Raw genomic sequence first — 17646 nt, 5'->3', positions numbered from 1 at the left:
CTAATGTTGACTGACACACCGTTATCGCGAGCAGGCTCACTCCTACAGGGGGAGCGGTGTGTAAAAAAAAGGCCTCGCATTTGCGAGGCCTTTTATTTGGGCTTCATTCGTTTCAACTGGCTGGCCTCATTCCCTGGGACAGTCCGAACATGAACAACAACAAATCATGATCGGGCTGGGTCGCCACGGAGGCCTTGGCCACCCGTGGAACCGAACAGAAAGCGTCGTTCCCGGACGCTCCTATGACCTGCATGCGCGGCTGCTCCCAGGCAGCCACCGCCAGTGAAGCAACTGCCAAGGCCCCAACCAGGAACAAACCTCGTGCAATTTCGAGTTTCATCGCTATAAACCTTTGATAGCGCTGCCAAACGCCGTCTCATAAAAGTAGACGAGTTTTTTCCAGTCGGCATCGCGGAACGACGAATGGCGACGCAGCTGCTTCATGTCATGCTGCGCGGCGCGATAGGCGGTCAGGCGCTGGCGGCACTTCTCCAGATCGATCAGCGCCACTTCAACCTGCGCCGCTTCACCTTCACCGATCACCCGCACGAACACGTGCTTGATGTAGATGCAGCTGTGCTGCCAGCGACCCTTGTGCATGCGCGCCAGGTTCTCGGCGAGGTCCTTGAGGACACGCTCGTAAACCACGTCGCCACATTGATCGCGGCCACCAGCAGCGGCCAGCCAGTGTTCCAGTTCCTGAAAGCCGTCGAGCGATCTGGTGACAAGCAGGGCCCGCCACTTGTGCTGCGGATCCGGTTGAGCGCCGCAAAAAACGATCTGCGGAACCCGCACACCGAGCTTGCTCACGCCGGTCAGTGCATCGAGTTCACGCAATACGGTCGGGCGACCGAACGGGTGCAACCAGCTGCGATAGATGTGCCCGGTCTGGCGCTTGGCGTACAGCAACTGGCCGTCACGGCCGACGACACGCTGCACACCACTTTCACCGCCGCGGCGCACGTTGGGCTCTTCAACCCATTCGCCGCGCTGGGCCCAGTAATAATCGAAACCATCCTGTGGAGCGACACCCGCTCCAACCGCTGCTTGCACTGCCATCCTCTACCTCTTGCGTAATACGTAAACCCGCCACATCGCATAGAGCGGTATAAAGTCCAGTTGTTCCTGAATGCGGAAACCCGCCTGTTCAAATTCTTTCTCGATCGTCGTTGCCGGAATCAGAAAGCGATTCTGGTAATCGCGATTTGGCCGGTCCAGCTCAGCACGTTTGCGCTTCCAGGCTTTGAAGTTGCCGTCGACCCACAATGAAACAATCACGCTGTCACGGGTAACCCGCTCGAATTCACGCAGGATCACCTTACGGTGCTCGGCTTCACCGATGTGGTGAAGAAGACGCATGCAGAAGATGCTGTCGACCGCGTTATCCGGCAGAGCAATATCGAATGCCGAGGTGTGCAGCGGTTGTACGCGCTTGACCACCTCGGCCGGCTGACCTTGCAGCGCCGTATTGATCATCGACTCGGAATTGTCCGCACCGATAATTACCCGATTGGGCTTTTCCGCGAGCATCGGCCAGAAGCGCCCTGCACCGCAGGGCAGGTCCAGCACCAGCCCGGGATCCCCCGCCAGCGCCAGGGCCTTGCGCCCCAATTGCTCGTCGCGCCAGTGCGACAGGCGGCGGCCAAGGCTCTCCTTGTGCTTGCGCAGGTAGCGTTGTGCGTGTTGGTCGTCGTACTTTTCGGAAAAATCGAGCTTGATCGGGCCGGCCATCGTCTGGACTCCTGAGTTCTGATGACGTCACCTTAGGCAGCGACGTGTCAGCGTCAGGTCATCCAATTGTGAAAATTCTGTCAGGTAAATCTGCAAAGTATTACAACGTTATACAGGATTTAGACAGGTGGGCGGGAGTAGGCTCGAGACACTATTTGCCTGCATTCACGCCAAGATCTACCTCGAATCGGCAGCCATTGGGCTCCATTGTGCTCAGGCTGACCGTCCAGCCCTGGTTTTCGCAGATGCGCTGCACCAGCGATAACCCCAGGCCCAGACCCTCGCCCCGCTTCTCGCTGCCGCGCACAAATGGCTCGAACATCGCCTCGCGTTTTTCCTCGGGAATGCCCACGCCCGAGTCCTCGACGGCGAAGCCGTTGGCGGTGAGGGTCAGGCGAATGAAACCCTGCTCGGTGTAATGCAGTGCATTGCGCAGCAAATTGCCCATCACCGCGTTGAGCAAGGTCGCGTTGTAACGGGTGTCTGGGGGGTTGCCTGCCTCGAACATCAGCGTCAGGCCCTTGCGCTCGATCGGCTCGCGCCACAGGCACAGCAGGCTTTCGGCCACTTGCGTGAGGTTCTGCTGCGGCGCGGCCCCGGCCTCTTCGTTCTGCGCGCGCGCCAGCGTCAGGAAGGTCTGCACCAGCTCGCGCATCTCCTCGCTGGCGCGGGCGATACGCTCGACCTGGGCGCGGCCGCGCTGATCGATGCCGGGGTTTTCCAACAGCAGTTCGCAGGAACTGGCGAGGACCATCAGCGGCGTGCGCAATTCATGGCTGACGTCGCTGGTGAACAGCCGCTCGCGGGTCAACGCCTGACGCAACCGGCCCAGCGTGGCATCGAACGCCACTGCCAGTTCACCGACTTCATCCGCGGCGTAATCCGGTGCCAAGGGTGGCGCCAGGCCGAGCAACTGATCGCGATGGCGCACCTGCCGGGCCAGCCGCACCACCGGCGCCATCACCTTGCGCGCGAGCACCCAGCCGAGAAACACCGCCAGCGCCAGACTGAGCACGAAGCCCACCAGCACCACGGCGAACAGCACGCGCTCGCGCTCTTCGAAATCGCTCTGATCCTGCAGGAGCACGTAGCGCCGGCCATCGACCACTTCGACCATGGCGTGATAGGACAGCTGCTCGCGAAACACTTCGTGGAAACCTGCATCGAGATGCCGCAAATCCTTGGGCAGCTCGAAATCCCCGGGCCCGCCGCTGAAATAGAACAGCTGATCCGGCTCCGGGCGATGGCTCCAGTCCGAGACGTTGTCCATCAGCAGCAGGCGTTGCAGGTCGCCGCCCAGCCCTGCGGAAATCAATTTCTCTTCCACCAGGTGCACCGTCGCCACGATGCCCATGGCGAAAGCGCCGGCCACCAGTGCGCTCATCAGCGCAAAGGCGATGATGATCCGCTGGGAAAGGCTCTGCTTAAACTCCATCTCGGCCCTCGGCCAAGCGATAACCGACACCGTGCACGGTGTGCAGCAGTGGCTTGGCGAATGGCTTGTCGATCACCTGGCGCAACTGGTGAACATGGCTGCGCAGGCTGTCGCTGTCCGGGCAGTCGTCGCCCCACAGCGCTTCTTCGAGAATCTCCCGACGCAGGACGTGCGGGCTCTTCTGCATCAGCACCGCGAGCAACTTGAGGCCGACCGGGTTGAGCTTGAGCAGCTTGCCTTCACGGGTCACTTCCAGGGTGTCGAGGTCGTAGCTCAGATCACCGACCTGCAACGCGCGGCGACCGCCGCCTTGGGCACGGCGCATGACCGCTTCGACGCGCGCCGCCAGTTCGGACAGGGCGAACGGTTTGATCAGGTAATCGTCGGCACCGGACTTGAAGCCCTGCAGCCGGTCGTCGAGTTGATCGCGCGCAGTGAGCATGATCACCGGAGTGTCGCGCCGGGCATCTTCACGCAGGCGCTTGCACAAGGTGTAGCCGTCGATGCCGGGCAGCATGATGTCGAGCACGATCAGGTCGTAATGCTCGGTTGCCGCCAGATGCAGACCGGACAGACCATCCTGGGCGCAATCGACGGTATAGCCTTTCATGCCCAGGTAATCGGCCAGATTGGCCAGGATGTCACGGTTGTCTTCGACCAGCAGAATTCGCATGGGCACCTCCTCCGAACGGGGTAACGGCCGTCTTGGCCCGCGCAGCTTACGGCCAAGTGTGGCTCAGGGCTAGGGGCCGTTGGATAAACCCGCGCATTGCGCTACCCGACGTTTTTTTCACTTTCGATTAACGAATCGCCAACGCCACCGCGCGCAGACTCCGCGCGATCTCGCTCTCTCCACTCCCTTCATCGACCAAGGAATCTGCCATGGTGTCGACCTCTGCCCTTCCCGCTTCAAGACCACTGAACGGGTGGTTGTGTCTGGGCATTCCCGCAGCGGCGGCGATCATTCTGCTGTTGCTGGAACTGACCGATCTGGACATGGTTCTGGCGCGAATGTTCTACGACCCGGTCGCCGGTGATTTCATCGGGCGGCACAGCTATTTTCTCGAAGACATCCTGCATGACCGGGCGAAACAGGTGGTGATCGGCTTCTCGGTATTTGCCATCCTCGGTTTCATCGGCGCGTTTTTCATCGAACGGCTGAAACCGTTCAAGCGTGAATTGGGCTGTCTGGTGCTATCGCTGGGATTGGCCACTTCGTTCGTCACTCCGGTCAAAGCCGTTACCGCGGTGCAGTGCCCATGGAGTCTGGAGCAATTCGGCGGCCATGAAACCTACAGCAAACTGATGGAGCATCGTCCCGCCACCGACAAGCCCGGGCGTTGCTGGCCGGGTGGCCATGCAGCGACCGGGTTCACCTTGTTTGCGTTGTTCTTCGTGCTGCGCGACCGCCGTCCCCGGCTGGCACGGCTGGCGTTTGTATTTGCCTTCGCGCTGGGCTCGGTGTTCTCGATCAGCCGCATGATGCAGGGCGCGCACTTCTTTTCGCACAACGTATGGACGGCGATCTTCTGCTGGCTGATTTGTCTGGGGGCCTATTACTGGGTGCTTTATCGCCCGGCAGGCAAGACTGCGGCGACTGCAACTCCACACCCTATCAACGCCTGAAATGGGGAACCTGTGGGAGCGAGCCTGCTCGCGAATGATCGGGTCAACTGGCTTATATGCCGGATGAAAAACCGCTTTCGCGAGCAGGCTCGCTCCCACAGGGGATGTGGGTAACTCTGAGATTCGGGCAATAAAAAACCCCGCTGACTTTCGCCAGCGGGGTTTTGCGTTACAGGGCCAGGGCTGGCTTACATCATGCCGCCCATGCCACCCATGCCGCCCATGTCTGGCATGCCGCCGCCCGCTGCACCTTCTTTCTTCGGTGCGTCGGCAACAGCTGCTTCGGTGGTCAGGATCAGACCGCCGATCGAAGCTGCGGCTTGCAGAGCCGAACGGGTTACCTTGGTTGGGTCCAGGATGCCCATTTCGATCATGTCGCCGTATTCGCCGGAAGCAGCGTTGTAACCGAAGTTACCTTTGCCGTTCTTCACTTCGTTGACGACTACGCTTGGCTCGTCACCGGAGTTGGCAGCGATCTGACGCAGCGGCGCTTCAACAGCGCGACGCAGCACAGCGATACCGACGTTCTGGTCAGCGTTGTCGCCGGTCAGCTCGGTCAGTGCTTCCAGAGCACGGATCAGCGCCACGCCACCGCCAGGTACCACGCCTTCTTCAACGGCTGCACGGGTTGCGTGCAGGGCGTCTTCAACGCGGGCTTTCTTCTCTTTCATTTCAACTTCGGAACCAGCGCCAACCTTGATCACTGCAACGCCGCCGGACAGCTTGGCCAGACGCTCTTGCAGTTTTTCACGGTCGTAGTCCGAGGACGTTTCGGCAACCTGGGCACGGATCTGAGCGATACGGCCTTCGATGTCTGCCTGTACGCCAGCACCGTCAACGATGATGGTGTTTTCCTTGGACAGGGTCACGCGCTTGGCGTTACCCAGGTGCTCCAGGGTGGTGCTTTCCAGGCTCAGACCGATCTCTTCGGAGATCACGGTACCGCCGGTCAGAACAGCGATGTCCTGCAGCATGGCCTTGCGACGGTCGCCGAAGCCCGGTGCCTTGACGGCAGCGACTTTGACGATGCCACGCATGTTGTTCACAACCAGAGTCGCCAGGGCTTCGCCTTCAACGTCTTCGGCCACGATCAGCAGTGGACGGCCGGCTTTGGCAACGGCTTCCAGCACTGGCAGCATTTCGCGGATGTTCGAGATCTTCTTGTCGACCAGCAGGATCAGCGGGCCGTCGAGCTCGGCAACCATGGTGTCCGGCTTGTTGACGAAGTATGGCGACAGGTAGCCACGGTCGAACTGCATGCCTTCTACAACCGACAGTTCGTTTTCCAGGCCCGAGCCTTCTTCAACGGTGATCACGCCTTCTTTACCGACTTTTTCCATGGCTTCGGCAATGATGTCGCCGATGGAGTTGTCGGAGTTGGCCGAGATGGTGCCTACCTGAGCGATGGCCTTGAAGTCAGCGCATGGCTTGGACAGGGCTTTGAGCTCTTTGACAATGGCGATGGTCGCCTTGTCGATGCCGCGCTTGAGGTCCATCGGGTTCATGCCGGCAGCGACGGCTTTCAGGCCTTCGTTGACGATCGACTGAGCCAGAACGGTAGCGGTGGTAGTACCGTCACCAGCGTCATCGTTGGCACGGGAGGCAACGTCTTTGACCAGCTGCGCGCCCATGTTTTCGAAGCGATCTTCGAGTTCGATCTCTTTGGCGACGGAAACGCCGTCCTTGGTGATGGTCGGAGCGCCGAAGCTCTTCTCGAGGATCACGTTACGGCCTTTCGGGCCCAGGGTCGCTTTTACCGCGTCAGCCAGAACGTTGACGCCTTTGAGCATCTTGGAGCGGGCGGCATCGCCGAACTTAACTTCTTTAGCAGCCATGATCGATATTCCTTAAATACTTTGTAGTAACGGGAAAATGAACGGGAGTATCAGCCTTCGATAACCGCGAGAATTTCGTTCTCGCTCATTACCAGCAGGTCTTCGCCATCGACTTTCACAGTGTTGCTGCCGGAGTAGGGACCGAACACAACCTTGTCGCCTTCCTTCACGGACAGTGCACGCACTTCACCGTTTTCCAGAGCTTTGCCCGGGCCTACAGCGAGAATCACACCGTGGTTGGCTTTTTCAGCAGCCGAACCTGGCAGGACGATACCGCCAGCGGTTTTCTTTTCTTCTTCGCTGCGACGGATAACGACGCGGTCATGCAGAGGACGAAGCTTCATTGTCGATCTCTCCTAATTGTGGTTTTCATCGGCCGGTGTAGTCCCGGCGGGTTTAACAAATCCGGCCTGCGCCGGTCGCGATTCGTCGAGCGAACCGCGGAAGTCTGTCCGGTTCAAATACCGGAAACCTTTCGGTGACCGATACATAGGGGCGTACAAGCCGATTACAAGGGCTGGCGGAAAAAATTTTTCATCCAGACACGGTAAATAACAGCCATAAACGAGCACGGCACCCGCAGGTGCCGTGTCGATGCTGATGTCACTTGGTGTCGCGGTGCTCGAACTCGCCTTCGATCACATTCGGCTCTCGCCCCAGCGGCTCGCGCGGTGCCGGGCCGCCACGGGGTTGCAGGTCGTCGGCGAAGGCGCGCTGGCGCATGGCCTGGTCTTCGGCGCGCTGACGCATCTTGTTTGCCAGCAGACGGCGGGTGACCGGCAACAGCATCACCAGACCGACCACATCACTGATGAAGCCGGGGATGATCAACAGGCCGCCGGCCAGCGCCAGCATCAGGCCTTCGAGCATGGTCTGCGCGGGCAATTCGCCGCGGTTCAGGCTTTCCCGGGCACGCAATGCGGTGGCCAGACCGGCGACGCGCAGCACGAACACACCGAACATCGAGCCGAGAATGATCAGCAGCAGGGCCGGGAAGAACCCGATAGAGCCTGCCACTTTGACGAATACGAACAGCTCCAGCACTGGAAACAGCAGAAAGAGCAACAGAAAAGGGCGCATCAAAGTTTCCTCAACGCAAGAAATGCCTTGCAGTAAGCCTTAGATGACGTCGCCCTTGCGTGAATTCAACCTTAAGAATCCGGTTTTTTTGGCCAGACCTCGGCGTGAGCCAATGAAACCAAGGCCTCGCGCACTTGTGTCGGCGTATTACATGGCGCCGCGAAGGGTAACCAGTACAGCGCCTGACCGATGCGCAGGTGCATGCCTTCGCTGTCGATGCCGGCCAGTTGCGCCGGCTCGCTGTTCGGCAGCCCCGCCAGCGCGACGTAATGGGCGATGGCTTTGGCGTGGTCGCTGTTCATGTGCTCGACCATGCTGATTTCCGCCTTGCCGGCGAACGGGTTGGCCAGGACCAGATGGTCGACCCAGTGGATCGCGCCAAACCCGCCGATGTAGCGATGGCGCACCGGATCGAGCACCCAGAAATCGAAATCATGAGCCTGGTGATAATTCTGCGAGTCTGGGAAATAGCGGTAATAACGTTCGGCGGCGGCCTCGATGGCTGCCGGGTCTTCGAGCTTCTGCGCTTGCGCCAGATAGGTCAGACGCCCGACCGCCTGCACATCGTCGGCCTCGCGCTCGCCCACCAGCATCGAGCACTTCGGATCTTTCTGCAGGTTGTGGGTGTGCTGGGCGATGCGGCTGATCAGAATCAGCGGCCGGCCCTGCTCGTCCAGGCAATACGGCACAACCGAGCCGAAGGGAAAACCCGGCATCGATCTGGAATGGGTCGACAGCACTCCACGGTATTCCTTGAGAAGCAATTCTCGGGCATTCTTCGCCACTTCAGCGCTCAATTTGTGACTCCTTAAATAGGTTCCGTCTAGAAAACGGACAGGCGCGCAGCGAAAAGTAACCGGCGCGCATCGGGCAAATGTTCTTGTGCAACCAGCCCCGGACCGGTGCCATCGAGCGTTGCCGACAACAAAAACAACTCAGACCTGCCAGCGGGACATGCGAATGCAACTCAACGACAAAGTAATCATTATCACCGGCGGTTGCCAGGGTTTGGGCCGCTCCATGGCCGAGTATTTCGCCGGCAAGGGCGCGAAACTGGCCCTGGTCGATCTGAATCAGGAAAAACTCGACGACGCCGTGGCCGCCTGCAAAGCCAAGGGTGTCGACGCGCGCAGCTACCTGTGCAACGTCGCCAATGAAGAACAGGTCGAGCACATGGTCGCGCAAGTGGCCGAAGACTTCGGCGCCATCCACGGCTTGATCAACAACGCCGGGATCCTGCGCGATGGTCTGCTGCTGAAGGTCAAGGACGGCGAGATGAGCAAGATGAGCCTCGCCCAGTGGCAGGCGGTGATCGACGTCAACCTGACCGGCGTGTTCCTCTGCACCCGTGAAGTCGCGGCGAAAATGGTCGAGCTGAAGAACAGCGGCGCGATCATCAATATTTCGTCGATCTCCCGCGCGGGTAACGTCGGCCAGACCAACTACTCGGCGGCCAAGGCTGGCGTAGCGGCGGCGACCGTGACCTGGGCCAAAGAGCTGGCGCGTTACGGCATTCGCGTCGCGGGCATTGCGCCGGGCTTCATCGAAACCGAGATGACCCTGGGCATGAAACCGGAAGCACTGGAGAAGATGACCTCGGGTATTCCGCTCAAGCGCATGGGCAAGCCGGAAGAGATCGCCCATTCGGCGGCGTATATCTTTGAGAACGACTATTACACCGGGCGGATTCTGGAGATGGATGGCGGGTTGCGGATCTAAGCCCCACCACAAAACCACTGTAGGAGTGAGCCTGCTCGCGATAGCGGATTAACATTCAACAGATGCGTTGAATGAACGACCGCAATCGCGAGCAGGCTCACTCCTACAGGGTTATCGGTGTTGCGAATTGATCAATCGTCGCTGATGGTGATGTTCGGCATCGCCGGCGTAACGGCTTCCTGCAACACAATGCGCGCGCCGACGTGACGGGCCAGTTCCTGATAGACCATGGCGATCTGGCTGTCCGGCTCGGCGATCACGGTTGGCCTGCCGCCGTCGGCCTGTTCGCGGATCAGCATCGACAGCGGCAGCGAGGCCAGCAGTTCGACGCCGTACTGGGTGGCCAGCTTCTCACCGCCACCTTCACCGAACAGATGCTCGGCATGCCCGCAGTTCGAGCAGATGTGCACGGCCATGTTTTCCACCACGCCCAGCACCGGAATGTTGACCTTGCGGAACATTTCCACGCCTTTGCGTGCATCGAGCAGCGCCAGATCCTGCGGCGTGGTGACGATGACCGCGCCCGCCACCGGGACTTTCTGCGCCAGGGTCAGCTGGATGTCGCCGGTGCCTGGTGGCATGTCGATGACCAGGTAATCCAGATCGCCCCACGCAGTCTGCGTGACCAGTTGCAGCAGCGCCCCGGAAACCATCGGCCCGCGCCAGACCATCGGCGTGTTGTCGTCGGTCAGGAATGCCATCGACATGACTTCCACACCGTGGGCCTTGAGCGGCACGAACCACTTCTGATCCTTGATTTCCGGGCGGGTGCGCTCGGGGATGCCGAACATGATGCCCAGGCTCGGGCCGTAGATATCGGCGTCGAGGATGCCGACCTTGGCGCCTTCGCGGGCCAGTGCCAGCGCGAGGTTGGCAGCGGTGGTGGATTTGCCCACGCCGCCCTTGCCGGAAGCGACAGCGACGACGTTCTTGACGTTGGCCAGCCCCGGAATCTGCGCCTGGGCCTTGTGCGCGGCGATCACGCTGGTGACCTCGACTTTCGCTGCCGTGACGCCGTCGAGATTTTCGATTGCCAGTTGCAGCATCTGCGCCCAACCGCTCTTGAACAGCCCCGCGGCATAGCCGATTTCCATCTGCATATTGACGCGGTCACCGATGACCTCGATGTTTTTCACGCAACCGGCGCTGACCGGGTCCTGGTTCAGATAAGGGTCGGTGTATTGGCTGAGGACGGCTTCCACCGCTGCGCGAGTGACGGCGCTCATGGGCAACTCCGATAACAAGACTGGAAAGGATGGCGGCTATCCTACCCCTTCTGCCCTCCAGACGGCATGCCCGGCAACCATTTGCAGGGGTGAAATATCTTTGCCGGCGCTTTATAGTGGCCGACCTCCGTTTCATCAAGTAGCGAAGCCCCATGTCCGAGCCACGCAAGATCCTCGTCACCAGCGCCCTGCCCTACGCCAACGGTTCGATCCACCTTGGCCACATGCTGGAATACATCCAGACCGATATGTGGGTGCGCTTCCAGAAGCATCGCGGCAACCAATGCATCTATGTCTGCGCCGACGACGCCCACGGTTCGGCGATCATGCTGCGCGCGGAAAAGGAAGGCATCACCCCGGAACAACTGATCGCCAACGTGCAGGCTGAACACAGCGCCGACTTTGCCGACTTCCTGGTTGATTTCGACAACTTCCACTCCACTCACGCCGAAGAAAACCGTGAGCTGTCGAGCCAGATCTACCTCAAGCTGCGTGACGCCGGGCACATCGCCCAGCGCTCGATCACCCAGTATTTCGACCCGGAAAAGAAAATGTTCCTGGCCGACCGCTTCATCAAGGGCACCTGCCCGAAATGCGGCACCGAAGACCAGTACGGCGATAACTGCGAAAAATGCGGCGCGACCTACGCTCCGACCGACCTGAAGGATCCGAAGTCGGCGATCTCCGGCGCCACCCCGGTGCTCAAGGATTCCCAGCACTTCTTCTTCAAGCTGCCGGATTTCCAGGACATGCTCCAGGCCTGGACTCGCAGCGGCACCCTGCAGGACGCCGTGGCCAACAAAATCGCCGAATGGCTGGACGCTGGCCTGCAACAGTGGGACATCTCCCGCGATGCGCCGTACTTCGGCTTCGAGATTCCGGGCGAGCCGGGCAAGTATTTCTACGTCTGGCTGGATGCGCCGATCGGCTACATGGCGAGTTTCAAGAACCTCTGCGACCGCACGCCTGCGCTTGACTTCGACGCGTTCTGGGGCAAGGACTCGACTGCCGAGCTGTATCACTTCATCGGCAAGGACATCGTCAACTTCCACGCGCTGTTCTGGCCAGCCATGCTCGAAGGCGCCGGCTTCCGCAAGCCGACCGGCATCAACGTGCACGGCTACCTGACCGTCAACGGCCAGAAAATGTCGAAGTCGCGCGGTACCTTCATCAAGGCCCGCACCTATCTCGATCACCTGTCGCCGGAATACCTGCGCTATTACTACGCAGCCAAACTGGGCCGTGGCGTCGATGACCTCGACCTGAACCTCGAAGACTTCGTGCAGAAGGTCAACTCCGACCTGGTCGGCAAAGTGGTCAACATCGCCAGCCGTTGCGCCGGTTTCATTCACAAGGGCAACGCTGGCCTGCTGGTCGACAACAATGCCGCGCCGGAACTGACCGAGGCCTTCCTCGCCGCAGCGCCGAGCATTGCCGACGCCTATGAAGCCCGCGACTTCGCCCGTGCCATGCGTGAAACCATGGCCCTGGCCGACCGCGCCAACGCGTGGATCGCCGACAAGGCACCGTGGTCGCTGAACAAGCAGGAAGGCAAGCAGGATGAAGTCCAAGCGATCTGCGCCACCGGCATCAATCTGTTCCGCCAGTTGGTGATCTTCCTCAAACCGGTGCTGCCGCTGCTGGCCGCCGATGCCGAGGCGTTCCTCAACGTCGCGCCGCTGACCTGGAACGACCACACCACCCTGCTGGCCAACCATCAGCTGAACGAATTCAAACCGTTGATGACCCGCATCGACCCGGTAAAAGTGCAAGCCATGACCGACGCCTCGAAAGAAGACCTGACCGCCAGCCAGACCGACACCGGCGAAGCCAAGCCTGCGGGCAACGGTGAGCTGGCCAAGGATCCGCTGTCGCCGGAAATCGATTTCGATGCGTTCGCCGCCATCGACCTGCGCGTCGCGCTGATCGTCAAGGCCGAACACGTGGAGGGCGCCGACAAGCTGCTGCGCCTTACCCTCGATATCGGTGACGAGCAACGCAATGTGTTCTCCGGGATCAAGAGCGCTTACCCGGATCCGTCGAAACTCGACGGGCGCCTGACGATGATGATCGCCAACCTCAAGCCACGGAAAATGAAGTTCGGTATTTCCGAAGGCATGGTGATGGCTGCAGGTCCCGGCGGTGAAGAGATCTACCTGTTGAGTCCGGACAGCGGCGCCAAGCCGGGTCAGCGCATCAAGTAAGACGTTGCCGTAAAACGATCCCACCGACGTGCCCCGCATGCCGGTGGGATTTTTCATATCTGGCCGGATAGTGCCTAACCTTAAGGATACCCGCCCGTTTCGCTGGCAGAACCATGACCGAACTCGTGTTAACGCTGATCAGTGCTGCGCTGCTCAACAACTTCGTGTTGCACTGGCCGCTGGGCGTCGCTCCGCTGCTGGCGGGTAGCCGACGGCAAGTGCATGCGCTGGGGTTGGCGACGTTGTGCCTGATGATGATCGTCGGCGTCATCGGTCAGGCGATCTGGCAGTGGATGCTGGTGCCATTGCAGCTTGAAGCGCTGCGTCTGTTCGTGTTCCTGCCGCTGAGTGTGTTATTGATCGCGCCGCTGCTGAAACTGCTGGCGCACGGGCTGCCGGATTGGCCCTTCGAGGGCTTGTGGCCACTGTTGCTCGGCAATGCCGGGGTACTCGGACTGGCGCTGATCAACGCGCAAAACGATCACGGCCTGCTGCACGCGACAGCCCTGAGCCTCGGTGCCGGGCTGGGTTTCTGGCTGGTGCTGAGCGTGTTCTGCGACCTGCGTGAACGCACGGCCGCTAACGATATTCCCCTGCCCTTTCGCGGCCTGCCGATCGACCTGATCAGCGCCGGACTGATCGCAGTGATTTTTCTCGGATTCAGTGGATTGATCAAAACATGAGTCTGATTCAACGCATCGATGCCCTGCTGCCGCAGACCCAATGCGGCAAGTGCGGCCATCCCGGATGCAAACCCTATGCGCAAGGCATCGTTGATGGCGAGCCGATCAACAAGTGCCCGCCGGGCGGCGAGGAAACCATCGCTGCCCTCGCCGAGCTGTTGAAAATACCGGTGCTGGAACTGGACATCAGCCGGGGCCCGGCACCGCCGCAGGTGGCGTTCATCCGCGAGGCCGAATGCATCGGCTGCACCAAGTGCATTCAGGCCTGCCCGGTCGATGCCATCGTCGGCGCGGCAAAACTGATGCACACGGTGCTGATCGACGAATGCACCGGTTGTGACCTGTGCGTCGCGCCGTGCCCGGTCGATTGCATCGAAATGCATCCTCTGCCTGCGAACACGATCCCGGTGGTTGGCGGTCTCGCATTCGATCTCGAAGAACAGCGCGCCCGCGCTGAAAAGCGTGACCATGCGCGCCAGCGTTTCGAGCGCCGCAACCAGCGCCTGCTGCGTGAAGAACAGCAAAAACAGGCCGAACGTGAAGCGCGAGCCGCGCGTGCGGCACAACCGCAAGTATCGACCGCCGACCCGGTGCAGGCTGCGCTGGAGCGGGTGCGTGCGCAAAAAGCCGCGAACGCAGATGCGGCGCTGAAGAAGGCCAAGGTCGATGTGGCGATGAGTCGTGCGCAACTGCACAAATCCCTGAAAGCCTTTGGTCATCCGCCGACGTTCGAGCAGCAGGCGCAATTGATCGTGCTGCAGCAACAATTCGAAGTCGCCGAGCAAGCACTGGCGAAGCTGGAAAGCAGTCAACCGGCTATTCCCGCCGTCCCTGCCCCGAGCAACGACGCAGAGTTGAAGCGGGCGAAGATTCAGTTGGCCATGCGCCGCGCCGAATTGAAAAAGGCCCAGGCCGCGGAGGCTGCGCCGGAGCAGATCGCCGCACTGGAACACGCCGTGACCGATGCCGAGCGCCGGGTGCAAGACCATGCCGCCCCTTGAGGCAGCGGACGCTCGCCTGCAACAGGCGATGAATAGCGTGCTGCTCGCAGCTCTGCCGGGGCTGCTTGCTTTGTTCTGGCTGTATGGCTGGGGCGTGTTGATCAACCTGCTGCTGGCGGTTGTCAGCGCTTTGCTCGTCGAGGCTGGCGTTGCCCGTCTGCGTCGGCAAGCGCTGCAACCTGCGTTGCTCGATGGCAGTGCGCTGGTCAGCGCGATGTTGCTGGCCGTTGCGCTGCCCGCTTATTGCCCTTGGTGGCTGACGGTCATCGCAACCGCCTCGGGTTTGTTGTTCGGCAAGCACCTGTATGGCGGCGTCGGCAAGAACCCGTTCAACCCGGCCATGCTTGGCTTTGCCTTGAGCATCGCGCTGTTCCCGCAAGCGATGACGCACTGGCCGGGTCATGGCCTTGATTTCCTTTCAGCGCTGCAACAGGTTTTCAGTCCGGCACCAGCGCCGGACGCCTGGGTGCAGGCCACGGCACTGGACAGCTTGCGCATCAATAAAAGCCTGACCATGGATGAGCTGTTCGCCGGCAATCCGGCCTTCGGCCGTTTTGGCGGGCGCGGTGTGGAGTGGGTGAATCTGGCGTTCCTGCTCGGAGGCCTGTTCCTGTTGCAGCGGCGGGTCTTTTCCTGGCACGCGCCGGTGGGCATGCTTGCCAGTCTGTTCGTCATCAGTCTGTTGTGCTGGAACGGCTCGGGGTCGGATTCCCATGGCTCGCCGCTGTTTCACCTGCTCAGCGGCGCCACGATGCTCGGTGCATTCTTTATCGTCACCGAACCGGTCTCCGGTGCAAAAAGCCCCCTCGCCCGCCTGTTGTTCGGCATCGGCGTCGGCCTGCTGACTTATCTGATTCGCACGTGGGGTGGTTACCCCGACGGCGTCGCGTTCGCGGTATTGCTGATGAATCTTCTGGTACCGGCACTGGAGCGCTTCGTCGCCAGGCGTCAGCCGCCGGTGAGCGCATGAACCGCTCGGCCAGTGTCGTGACGGTTGTGCTGCTCGCACTCGGCGGCGTCAGCGCGACCTACCTGCTGCAGCGCAGCAGCGCGCCGCAGATCAGCGCCGAGCAACGCTTGCTCGACAGCCGCAAACTGCTCGATGTGCTTCCTGCCGGGTATTACGACAATCAACCGCTGGAACAGCCGCTAGCCCTCGGCAAGGTGACGTTGCGCCATAGCATTTTGTCGGGCGGCTATCGGGCGATGCGATCCGGGCAAACGGTAGCCGTGCTGTTGCGCAGTCGCAGTGAGGGTTACGCAGGCACGCTCGAACTGCTGATCGCCATCGATGCCAACGGCAGACTCCTTGGTGTGAAAACCCTGGAGCAGCGCGAAACGCCGGGATTGGGTGGCTACCTTGGTGAATGGCCGAATGCCTGGCTGCAGCGTTTCACCGGTAAATCTCGCAATGAACCGACAGACCCCGGTTGGGCGCTGAAAAAGGATCAAGGGCAATTCGATCAGATCGCCGGCGCGACCATCACCTCCCGTGCCACCCTCCATGCAATTCATGACGCACTGCGTTATTTCGATGAGCATCGGGAGCTGCTGCTGGAGACTGGCCCATGAAACACACGGTGAGTTTATTGATGCTGGTGCCGCTCCTGGGTGCCACACCCACGTTGGACGCGGCGCTGGGGATGACCTTGATGCTCTGCGCTGTGCTCGGCGTTTTTGCTGTCTGCATGTCGCCGCTGCGCGAGCGTCTGACAGGCACTAGCCCGTTGCTGATCAGCCTGATCGTCGCCGCGACATTGACCAGTTGCGCGGATCTCGCCGCGCAACGCTGGTTTTTGCCATGGCAGCAGAAGTCCGAGCTCTATATAGGGTTGATCGGCTTGTACTGCGTCGTGTTTGAGTACCACGGCTTCTTCGGCGAGCCCGTCGCCGCCCGCGTCAAACGCTGCGCCCTGTTCGGCGCGCTCATGCTGTTGTTCGGTGGGTTGCGGGAGATTATCGGTCACGGCACCCTTGGCCGAGGACTGGCGGCGCATTGGCAAGGTCTGGTTTTATTTCCCGAAGGGCTGCATGTGATTACGCTGGTTCCCGGCGCTTTTGTTTTACTGGGTCTGCTTCTCGCCGTTCGTCAGGCGTGGACACGCCGCAACTCTGTCACCAAGGAAACGCATCGCCCATGAATGCTGCAAAACGTCTTGAGATATTTCGCCGACTGCACGAAGACAATCCCGAGCCGAAAACCGAACTGGCCTACTCTTCGCCCTTCGAGTTGCTGATTGCGGTAATTCTTTCGGCGCAGTCCACCGATGTGGGGGTCAACAAGGCCACTGCCAAACTCTTCCCCATCGCCAACACACCCGCCGCGATTCACGCACTGGGCGTCGAGGGGCTGTCGGAATACATCAAGACGATCGGCCTCTACAACAGCAAGGCGAAAAACGTCATCGAAACCTGTCGCCTGCTGGTAGAACGCCATGGCGGCGAGGTCCCGCAGACCCGTGAGGAACTGGAAGCCTTGCCGGGCGTCGGGCGCAAGACTGCCAACGTGGTACTCAACACGGCTTTCCGTCAACTGACCATGGCGGTCGACACGCACATTTTCCGCGTCAGCAACCGCACCGGCATCGCGCCGGGGAAAAACGTGGTCGAAGTTGAAATGAAGTTGATGAAGTTTGTACCGAAAGAATTCCTGCTCGACTCGCACCATTGGCTGATTCTGCACGGCCGTTATGTGTGCCTGGCTCGCAAACCGCGCTGCGGCAGCTGCCGCATCGAAGATCTGTGCGAATACAAACACAAAACTTCCGACGATTGATCCGCCATCAGTTTTTTGCATCCATCGATTGAAAAAATCTTTTTTACCCGCCGCAGTAATGTCGATATAAGGAGCGCCAAAGGCAGTATTAGCCGGGAGTTGACTTCATGAGTACCGACACAGAGCAACTGGATGTAGAAGAGCTTATTTCCACCGATACCGATGAGGTCGAACCGGTGGTTGAAGTGGCCAAGACCAACCTCAGCAAGCGTCGCACAATCGACAACCTGCTTGAGGAGCGCCGACTGCAAAGGCAATTGGCCGACTACGATTTTGATTTCTGATATCTGAAGGCCTCCCTTGACGGAGGCTTTTCATTTTATGCGGCAA

Annotated in this window: 20 protein-coding genes; 10 read left to right on the top strand and 10 right to left on the bottom strand. The window is 60.4% G+C overall.

The features are described from left to right. Positions 1 to 112 precede the first annotated feature (112 nt). From DCO47_RS13025 to colR, 5 genes are all read right to left on the bottom strand, one after another. The gene (locus DCO47_RS13025) at positions 113 to 340 is read right to left on the bottom strand and encodes a hypothetical protein (protein WP_042607350.1); all 228 of its coding nucleotides are present in this window, start codon (positions 338 to 340) and stop codon (positions 113 to 115) included. A 2-nt stretch (positions 341 to 342) separates the two neighbouring features. Then, on the bottom strand, positions 343 to 1059 hold the full coding sequence (locus tag DCO47_RS13020; RefSeq protein WP_116658225.1) for a lipopolysaccharide kinase InaA family protein: 717 nt from the start codon (positions 1057 to 1059) through the stop codon (positions 343 to 345). 3 nt (positions 1060 to 1062) lie between these two features. Beyond that, positions 1063 to 1731: a class I SAM-dependent methyltransferase gene (locus DCO47_RS13015; protein ID WP_042607352.1), complete on the bottom strand. Its 669-nt coding sequence runs from the start codon at positions 1729 to 1731 to the stop codon at positions 1063 to 1065. 151 nt (positions 1732 to 1882) lie between these two features. Further along, positions 1883 to 3166: a HAMP domain-containing sensor histidine kinase gene (locus DCO47_RS13010; RefSeq protein WP_042607353.1), complete on the bottom strand. Its 1284-nt coding sequence runs from the start codon at positions 3164 to 3166 to the stop codon at positions 1883 to 1885. Further along, positions 3156 to 3839 (bottom strand): two-component system response regulator ColR, encoded by a 684-nt coding sequence (colR, locus tag DCO47_RS13005; protein WP_016773421.1) that lies wholly within the window; start codon positions 3837 to 3839, stop codon positions 3156 to 3158. Before colR ends, DCO47_RS13010 begins: the two co-directional genes overlap by 11 nt. A 209-nt stretch (positions 3840 to 4048) precedes the next feature. On the opposite strand from colR, the gene DCO47_RS13000 reads away from it, so the two are divergent. Next, the gene (locus DCO47_RS13000; RefSeq protein WP_116658224.1) at positions 4049 to 4792 is read left to right on the top strand and encodes a phosphatase PAP2 family protein; all 744 of its coding nucleotides are present in this window, start codon (positions 4049 to 4051) and stop codon (positions 4790 to 4792) included. Between the two features lie 188 nt (positions 4793 to 4980). Here DCO47_RS13000 and groL read toward each other — a convergent pair whose 3' ends face one another. The 4 genes from groL to DCO47_RS12980 all read right to left on the bottom strand — a co-directional run bounded on the left by groL (position 4981) and on the right by DCO47_RS12980 (position 8504). Further along, positions 4981 to 6627 carry a chaperonin GroEL gene (groL, locus tag DCO47_RS12995; RefSeq protein WP_064365078.1) on the bottom strand — a complete coding sequence of 549 codons (1647 nt, stop codon included), beginning with the start codon at positions 6625 to 6627 and terminating at the stop codon, positions 4981 to 4983. Positions 6628 to 6677: 50 nt separating this feature from the next. After that, the gene (locus tag DCO47_RS12990) at positions 6678 to 6971 is read right to left on the bottom strand and encodes a co-chaperone GroES (protein ID WP_007916610.1); all 294 of its coding nucleotides are present in this window, start codon (positions 6969 to 6971) and stop codon (positions 6678 to 6680) included. 259 nt (positions 6972 to 7230) lie between these two features. Next, positions 7231 to 7707, bottom strand: coding sequence for an FxsA family protein (locus tag DCO47_RS12985; protein ID WP_116658223.1), 477 nt, complete (start codon positions 7705 to 7707; stop codon positions 7231 to 7233). A 71-nt stretch (positions 7708 to 7778) separates the two neighbouring features. After that, entirely contained in the window at positions 7779 to 8504 is a 726-nt protein-coding gene (locus DCO47_RS12980) for a HugZ family protein (RefSeq protein WP_116658222.1), read from the bottom strand. 163 nt (positions 8505 to 8667) lie between these two features. On the opposite strand from DCO47_RS12980, the gene DCO47_RS12975 reads away from it, so the two are divergent. Next, positions 8668 to 9426 (top strand): SDR family oxidoreductase, encoded by a 759-nt coding sequence (locus tag DCO47_RS12975; RefSeq protein ID WP_065616672.1) that lies wholly within the window; start codon positions 8668 to 8670, stop codon positions 9424 to 9426. Positions 9427 to 9557: 131 nt separating this feature from the next. Here DCO47_RS12975 and apbC read toward each other — a convergent pair whose 3' ends face one another. Further along, on the bottom strand, positions 9558 to 10652 hold the full coding sequence (apbC, locus tag DCO47_RS12970) for an iron-sulfur cluster carrier protein ApbC (protein WP_116658221.1): 1095 nt from the start codon (positions 10650 to 10652) through the stop codon (positions 9558 to 9560). A 152-nt stretch (positions 10653 to 10804) separates the two neighbouring features. On the opposite strand from apbC, the gene metG reads away from it, so the two are divergent. From metG to DCO47_RS12930, 8 genes are all read left to right on the top strand, one after another. After that, on the top strand, positions 10805 to 12856 hold the full coding sequence (gene metG / locus DCO47_RS12965; RefSeq protein WP_116658220.1) for a methionine--tRNA ligase: 2052 nt from the start codon (positions 10805 to 10807) through the stop codon (positions 12854 to 12856). A gap of 113 nt (positions 12857 to 12969) precedes the next feature. Beyond that, positions 12970 to 13539: an Rnf-Nqr domain containing protein gene (locus DCO47_RS12960; protein WP_116658219.1), complete on the top strand. Its 570-nt coding sequence runs from the start codon at positions 12970 to 12972 to the stop codon at positions 13537 to 13539. Further along, positions 13536 to 14540, top strand: a complete 1005-nt coding sequence (gene rsxB, locus DCO47_RS12955; RefSeq protein ID WP_116658218.1) for an electron transport complex subunit RsxB — start codon at positions 13536 to 13538, stop codon at positions 14538 to 14540. Before DCO47_RS12960 ends, rsxB begins: the two co-directional genes overlap by 4 nt. Continuing rightward, entirely contained in the window at positions 14527 to 15510 is a 984-nt protein-coding gene (locus DCO47_RS12950) for an RnfABCDGE type electron transport complex subunit D (protein ID WP_116658226.1), read from the top strand. Before rsxB ends, DCO47_RS12950 begins: the two co-directional genes overlap by 14 nt. Beyond that, positions 15507 to 16112, top strand: a complete 606-nt coding sequence (locus DCO47_RS12945; protein WP_116658217.1) for an RnfABCDGE type electron transport complex subunit G — start codon at positions 15507 to 15509, stop codon at positions 16110 to 16112. Before DCO47_RS12950 ends, DCO47_RS12945 begins: the two co-directional genes overlap by 4 nt. Further along, on the top strand, positions 16109 to 16681 hold the full coding sequence (locus tag DCO47_RS12940; protein ID WP_116658216.1) for an Rnf-Nqr domain containing protein: 573 nt from the start codon (positions 16109 to 16111) through the stop codon (positions 16679 to 16681). Before DCO47_RS12945 ends, DCO47_RS12940 begins: the two co-directional genes overlap by 4 nt. Then, entirely contained in the window at positions 16678 to 17316 is a 639-nt protein-coding gene (nth, locus tag DCO47_RS12935) for an endonuclease III (protein ID WP_116658215.1), read from the top strand. Before DCO47_RS12940 ends, nth begins: the two co-directional genes overlap by 4 nt. A gap of 107 nt (positions 17317 to 17423) precedes the next feature. Next, entirely contained in the window at positions 17424 to 17600 is a 177-nt protein-coding gene (locus DCO47_RS12930; protein ID WP_042607363.1) for a PA3496 family putative envelope integrity protein, read from the top strand. Positions 17601 to 17646: the final 46 nt, after the last annotated feature.

The sequence above is a fragment of the Pseudomonas sp. NDM genome (genome assembly GCF_003105095.1).
Classification (GTDB): Bacteria; Pseudomonadota; Gammaproteobacteria; order Pseudomonadales; family Pseudomonadaceae; genus Aquipseudomonas; species Aquipseudomonas moraviensis_A.
The sequence above is the reverse complement of the archived record's forward strand: the minus strand, read 5'-3'. Positions and strand labels throughout refer to the sequence as shown.

Coding starts and splice junctions, on each gene's coding strand:
- DCO47_RS13025 (WP_042607350.1), bottom strand. CDS start 340: ATGAAACTCGAAATTGCACGAGGTTTGTTCCTGGTTGGGGCCTTGGCA.
- DCO47_RS13020 (WP_116658225.1), bottom strand. CDS start 1,059: ATGGCAGTGCAAGCAGCGGTTGGAGCGGGTGTCGCTCCACAGGATGGT.
- DCO47_RS13015 (WP_042607352.1), bottom strand. CDS start 1,731: ATGGCCGGCCCGATCAAGCTCGATTTTTCCGAAAAGTACGACGACCAA.
- DCO47_RS13010 (WP_042607353.1), bottom strand. CDS start 3,166: ATGGAGTTTAAGCAGAGCCTTTCCCAGCGGATCATCATCGCCTTTGCG.
- colR (WP_016773421.1), bottom strand. CDS start 3,839: ATGCGAATTCTGCTGGTCGAAGACAACCGTGACATCCTGGCCAATCTG.
- DCO47_RS13000 (WP_116658224.1), top strand. CDS start 4,049: ATGGTGTCGACCTCTGCCCTTCCCGCTTCAAGACCACTGAACGGGTGG.
- groL (WP_064365078.1), bottom strand. CDS start 6,627: ATGGCTGCTAAAGAAGTTAAGTTCGGCGATGCCGCCCGCTCCAAGATG.
- DCO47_RS12990 (WP_007916610.1), bottom strand. CDS start 6,971: ATGAAGCTTCGTCCTCTGCATGACCGCGTCGTTATCCGTCGCAGCGAA.
- DCO47_RS12985 (WP_116658223.1), bottom strand. CDS start 7,707: ATGCGCCCTTTTCTGTTGCTCTTTCTGCTGTTTCCAGTGCTGGAGCTG.
- DCO47_RS12975 (WP_065616672.1), top strand. CDS start 8,668: ATGCAACTCAACGACAAAGTAATCATTATCACCGGCGGTTGCCAGGGT.
- apbC (WP_116658221.1), bottom strand. CDS start 10,652: ATGAGCGCCGTCACTCGCGCAGCGGTGGAAGCCGTCCTCAGCCAATAC.
- metG (WP_116658220.1), top strand. CDS start 10,805: ATGTCCGAGCCACGCAAGATCCTCGTCACCAGCGCCCTGCCCTACGCC.
- DCO47_RS12960 (WP_116658219.1), top strand. CDS start 12,970: ATGACCGAACTCGTGTTAACGCTGATCAGTGCTGCGCTGCTCAACAAC.
- rsxB (WP_116658218.1), top strand. CDS start 13,536: ATGAGTCTGATTCAACGCATCGATGCCCTGCTGCCGCAGACCCAATGC.
- DCO47_RS12950 (WP_116658226.1), top strand. CDS start 14,527: ATGCCGCCCCTTGAGGCAGCGGACGCTCGCCTGCAACAGGCGATGAAT.
- DCO47_RS12945 (WP_116658217.1), top strand. CDS start 15,507: ATGAACCGCTCGGCCAGTGTCGTGACGGTTGTGCTGCTCGCACTCGGC.
- DCO47_RS12940 (WP_116658216.1), top strand. CDS start 16,109: ATGAAACACACGGTGAGTTTATTGATGCTGGTGCCGCTCCTGGGTGCC.
- nth (WP_116658215.1), top strand. CDS start 16,678: ATGAATGCTGCAAAACGTCTTGAGATATTTCGCCGACTGCACGAAGAC.
- DCO47_RS12930 (WP_042607363.1), top strand. CDS start 17,424: ATGAGTACCGACACAGAGCAACTGGATGTAGAAGAGCTTATTTCCACC.